The sequence below is a fragment of the Polaromonas sp. P1_G4 genome, from assembly GCF_056405475.1.
This window is the reverse complement of the sequence record NZ_JBFUCA010000284.1, coordinates 1-5535: the sequence shown is the minus strand read 5'-3', so window position 1 is coordinate 5535 and position 5535 is coordinate 1. Positions and strand designations below refer to the sequence as shown.

The following is a 5535-nucleotide window of genomic DNA, read 5'->3' as shown; positions in this document are numbered from 1 at the left end:
GTGCAGTGGCGCAACCCGGTCATGTTTGTCGTCTATATCGGCAGCATTCTCACGACCTTGCTGGGCCTGCAGGCCCTGCAGGGGCAGGGCGAAGCACCGGCCGGATTTATCTTTGCCGTGGCCGTCTGGCTGTGGTTCACCGTGTTGTTCGCCAACTTCGCCGAAGCCTTGGCCGAAGGCCGTAGCAAGGCACAAGCCGCATCGCTGCGGAGCCTGAAAAAAAGCACCTGGGCCAAGAAGCTCAAGGAGCCCCGGCATGGTTCCACATTCCTGCCGCAAGAAGCTGAAAATCTTAGAAAAGGAGACGTGGTGCTGGTCGATGCCGGCGACATGGTTCCGTTGGACGGAGAAGTGATTGAAGGCGTGGCCTCGGTCGACGAAAGTGCCATCACCGGCGAATCGGCCCCGGTGGTGCGCGAGTCGGGCGGCGACTTCTCCGCAGTGACCGGCGGCACACGCGTGCTGTCCGACTGGCTGGTGGTACGCATCACGGTCAACCCTGGCGAATCCTTCCTGGACCGCATGATCAGCATGGTCGAAGGCGCCAAACGGCAGAAGACGCCCAATGAAATCGCACTGACCATCCTGTTGGTGGCGCTGACCATCGTCTTCCTGGTGGTCACGGTCACCTTGCTGCCCTTCTCAGTGTTCAGCGTGGGCGCGGTGGGGGCGGGCACGGTGGTGAGCATCACTGCACTGGTGGCCTTGCTGGTCTGCCTGATCCCGACCACGATTGGCGGCCTGCTGTCGGCCGTGGGTGTGGCCGGCATGAGCCGCATGATGCAGGCCAATGTCATCGCCACGTCGGGCCGCGCGGTTGAGGCTGCCGGCGACGTGGATGTGCTGCTGCTGGACAAGACCGGCACCATCACCCACGGCAACCGCCAGGCTTCGAGCTTTTTGCCCGCACCCGGCGTGTCTGAAAAAGCGCTCGCCACCTGCGCCATGCAGGCCTCCTATGCCGATGAAACGCCGGAGGGCCGCAGCATCGTGGCGCTGGCCTTGAAGCTGGCCGTGAGCCAGTCGCCCATGCAGGCCGTGACTGAGGTTCCCTTTACCGCGCAAACCCGCATGAGCGGAATGGACGCCTTGAACCCCGATGGAAGCAAGCGGCAACTGCGCAAAGGTGCGGTCGATGCGATTCGCAAGCATGTGGAAGCACTGGGCGGAACCGTTCCGGCTGAAGTTTTGCGTGCTTCAGATGACGTGTCGCGCCGCGGCAGCACGCCGCTGGCCGTGGCCGACGGCAGTACGGTGTTGGGCATCGTGGAGCTGAAAGACATTGTCAAGGCCGGCATCAAGGAACGCTTCGGCGAATTGCGCCGCATGGGCATCAAGACGGTGATGATCACCGGCGACAACAAGCTCACGGCTGCCGCCATCGCCGCCGAGGCGGGTGTTGACGACTTCCTGGCCGAGGCCACGCCCGAAGACAAGCTGAAGCTGATACGCCAATACCAGGCCGAAGGCCGACTGGTGGCAATGACGGGCGACGGCACCAATGACGCACCAGCCCTGGCCCAGGCCGACGTGGCGGTCGCCATGAACAGCGGTACCCAGGCCGCCAAGGAGGCCGGCAACATGGTGGATCTCGACTCCAACCCCACCAAGCTGCTGGAGATCGTGGAAACCGGCAAGGCCCTGCTGATGACGCGCGGCTCGCTCACCACGTTTTCAATAGCCAACGACGTGGCCAAGTACTTCGCCATCATTCCGGCGATCTTTGTGACCACTTACCCGCAACTGGCCGCGCTCAATGTGATGCGACTGGGCAGCCCGTCGTCGGCGATTTTGTCGGCGGTGATTTTCAACGCGCTGATCATCATGTTCCTGATCCCGCTCGCGCTCAAGGGTGTGAAATACCGCGCTGTGGGCGCCGCCACGCTGCTGCGCCGCAACCTGCTTATTTACGGCCTGGGCGGCCTCATCGTGCCCTTTATCGGCATCAAGGCGATTGACCTGCTGCTGGTAGCACTGAACCTCGCCTGAACACCTGCATATCAAGGAATCCTCATGACAAATATTCTTCGCCCCGCAATTGTGATGTTCGCTGTGCTGACCCTGGTCACCGGCGTGGCTTATCCCCTGGTGGTGACCGGCGCCGCGCAATCGTTGTTTCCGGCGCAGGCCGGCGGCAGCCTGATCCAGCGTGACGRCAAGGTTGTCGGCTCTTCGCTGATCGGGCAAAACTTCAGCGACCCCAAAAACTTCTGGGGCCGCCCATCGGCCACGGGGCCCATGCCTTACAACGCATCGGCTTCCAGCGGCTCCAACCAGGGCCCGCTGAATCCTGCGCTGGTCGACGCGGTCAAGGGCCGTGTCGAAGCGCTGAAAGCGGCCGATCCGGGCAACACGGCCCAGGTGCCGGTGGACTTGGTCACGGCGTCTGCCAGTGGGCTGGACCCGCACATCAGCCCGGCTGCGGCGCGCTACCAGGAGGCCCGCGTTGCTAAAGCACGCGGCCTGGCGCCTGAGAAGGTGCAGTCCCTGGTCGAACAGCACACCGGGCAACCCTTGCTGGGATTTCTGGGTGAGGCCCAGGTGAATGTGCTGCAACTCAACCTCGCGCTGGAAGCGCTTCGTTAAGAGAAATTTCCATGGACTCTGATCTTCTGCGGGTCTTGTGTGCGCTGGCCGCCTTTGGCGTGCCGTTGGCGGTGGCCTGGTGGATCGCAGGCCGCGGTGAAAGGCAGGAGTCCGGCATGCCAAAAGATGGCGAGTCAGGCGAACAGGAAGAACACACCCGGTGTTACCCTTTGCGAGGCGATCTTTGAAACTTTTGAATCACCCAGTAATAGCGCAACGGCATGGCCAGTTTTCCCGACTCCCGCCCTGACCCCGACGAGCTTCTCGACCGCCTGCGCGGCGAGGAAGAAAGAGCGCGCCGCGGCCGTTTGCGCATCTACTTCGGCGCCAGCGCCGGTGTGGGCAAAACCTACGCCATGCTCAGCGCCGCGCAGCGCGAGCGCAAGACCGGGCGCGATGTGCTGGTCGGCGTGGTCGAAACGCATGGCCGCAGCGAAACCATGGAATTGCTGGCCGGGCTTGAGCAGTTGCCCCTGCAGGAGGTGGCCTACCGCGGGCACAGGTTGAAAGAGTTCGACCTGGACGCGGCGCTGGCGCGCAGGCCGTCGCTGTTGCTGGTCGACGAGCTCGCCCACAGCAATGTCGAGGGGTCGCGCCACGCCAAGCGCTGGCAGGACGTGCAGGAGTTGCTGGAAGCCGGCATCGACGTCTGGTCGGCGGTCAACGTGCAGCACCTGGAAAGCCTCAACGGCACGGTGGGAGCCATCACCGGTATACGCGTGCATGAAACCGTACCGGACACGGTGCTGGACGGCGCCGATGAAATCATTTTGGTTGACGTCACGCCCGACGAGCTGATGGCACGGCTGAAGGCCGGCAAGGTCTACCTGCCGCAGCAGGCTGAGCGCGCGGCGCAGAATTTCTTCCGCAAGGGCAATCTGATCGCGCTGCGTGAGATCGCGCTCAGGCGCACGGCCGAGCATGTGGAAGACGACGTGCGCAGTTACCGCGTCGAGAAGTCCATCTCCCCGGTCTGGAACACCGAAGGCGCCATCCTCGCCTGCATAGGCCCGCGCGAAGGGGCCGAGCAGACCGTGCGCACGGCGGCGCGCCTGGCCGGCCAGCTCAATGTGCGCTGGCATGCGGCTTATGTGGAAACGCCGCGCCTGCAGCTTCTCGAGGTCGCCAGGCGCGACCGCATCCTCGCCGTCATCCAGCTGGCCGAAGAGCTGGGGGCTGCCACGGCGGTGTTGACCGGCAGCGATGCCGCGGCCGAACTGGTGGCGCAGGCACAGCAGCTCAACTGCGCCACGCTGGTAGTGGGGCGCCCGCAACTGCCGGGCTGGCGCGCGCTGTGGGCCGGCTCCACCATGACGCGCCGGCTGGCGACGCTGGCGCCTACCCTGGACATCGTGGAAGTGGGCCACGCCGACAGCGCGCGGCGACTGGCGCGCGCCGTGCAGCGTTCTGCCGACGATGACGAGGCTGCGGCCTGGCAGGAGAGCGTGCCGCGATACGCATGGGCTGCGGCCAGCAGCGCAGCCGTCACCGTGCTGGCTTTGCCCTTGCTCAGCTTTTTTGACCTCGCCAACATCGTGATGCTGTTTTTGCTCGGTACGGTGCTGGTGGCGTTGAAGTTCGGGCGTGGACCGGCGGCGCTGGCGGCCTTTCTCAATGTGGCGGCGTTTGACTTTTTCTTCGTTGCGCCGCGCCTGTCGTTTGCCGTCAGCGACGTGCAGTACCTGTTGACCTTCGGTGTCATGCTGGTGGTGGGGTTGCTGACCGGGCAGCTCACGGCGGGCCTGCGTTTTCAGGCGCGCATCGCGGCCAGCCGTGAGCGCCGCGCGCAGTCGCTGTTCGAGCTCACGCGCGACCTGTCGGCGGCGCTGCTGAGTGAGCAGGTCATTGAACTCGGCGAAGCGGCCGCGCAGCGCAACTTCGGCGGGCAGGCTCTGGTGATGGTGACCGACAGCCACGACCAGTTGCTTTCGCCCGCCAAACCGCCCGCGGATTTCGATGCCAGCGTGGCCGACTGGGTGTTCCGCAACGAACAGCCGGCGGGGCTGGCCACCGCCACCTTGTCAGCCCAGGCATGGCATTACATCCCGCTCAAGGCGCCGATGCGCGTGCGTGGCGTGCTGGCGCTCAAGCCTGCGCAGGCGCGCTGGCTGCTGATTCCCGAGCAGATGCAGCAGCTCGAAACCCTGGCGCGGCAGATCGCCATCGCGCAGGAGCGCGTGCACTATGTCGAGGTGGCCCAGCAGGCGGTGGTGCAGATGGAGTCCGAAAAACTGCGCAACATGCTGCTGGCGGCGATTTCGCACGATGTGCGCACGCCGTTGACCGCACTGATCGGCCTGGCCGACTCCTTGCAGCGCACGGCGCCGCCACTTAGCGACGAACAGTCGCAGGCGGCGCGCGCCATCGCCGGCGAAGCGCGCCACCTGAGCGCGCTGGTCAACAACCTGCTGGATATGGCACGGCTGCAAAGCGGGGCCGTTAACTTGCGGAGTGAGTGGCAGTCGGTCGAGGAAATCGTTGGTTCGGCGATCCGCCAGGCGCAGCATGCGCTGGCCGGCAAGGCTATCACGGCGGCGCTACCCGCCGATCTGCCACTGGTCGAATTTGACGCGGTGCTGATGGAACGTGTGCTGGTCAACCTGCTGGAAAACGCTGCCAAGTACGGGCAGCCGCCCATAGAGGTTAGCGCGGAGACGACGGAGCAGTCGCTGCGGCTGGCGGTGCGTGACCATGGGCTCGGCCTGCCCGCCCGCCTCAAGGGCCGGGAGCATGAGCTGTTCGAGAAGTTCACGCGCGGCGAGGCCGAGTCGGCCACGCCGGGCGTGGGGCTGGGCCTGGCCATCTGTCAGGCAGTGGTGCAGGCGCACCGCGGGCAAATCACGGCCGCCAATGCGCCGGGCGGTGGTGCAGAATTCACCATCACCCTGCCGCGCCGCCCGCCGCCGCATGGCCTGCCCGAAACCGCCTGACCTTTCTTCTTCTTTACCC

Annotated in this window: 4 protein-coding genes; all 4 read left to right on the top strand. The window is 65.1% G+C overall.

What is annotated here, in order from left to right; translation table 11 throughout:
• Positions 1 to 1989: potassium-transporting ATPase subunit KdpB (kdpB, locus tag AC1D1X_RS14475; protein WP_477698521.1), on the top strand; the 1989-nt coding region annotated here is incomplete at its 5' end.
• Between the two features lie 24 nt (positions 1990 to 2013).
• Positions 2014 to 2586 (top strand): potassium-transporting ATPase subunit KdpC, encoded by a 573-nt coding sequence (kdpC, locus tag AC1D1X_RS14470; RefSeq protein WP_477698520.1) that lies wholly within the window; start codon positions 2014 to 2016, stop codon positions 2584 to 2586.
• Positions 2587 to 2597: 11 nt separating this feature from the next.
• Positions 2598 to 2774: a hypothetical protein gene (locus tag AC1D1X_RS14465; RefSeq protein WP_477668644.1), complete on the top strand. Its 177-nt coding sequence runs from the start codon at positions 2598 to 2600 to the stop codon at positions 2772 to 2774.
• Positions 2775 to 2807: 33 nt separating this feature from the next.
• Positions 2808 to 5516: a DUF4118 domain-containing protein gene (locus tag AC1D1X_RS14460; protein ID WP_477668643.1), complete on the top strand. Its 2709-nt coding sequence runs from the start codon at positions 2808 to 2810 to the stop codon at positions 5514 to 5516.
• Positions 5517 to 5535: the final 19 nt, after the last annotated feature.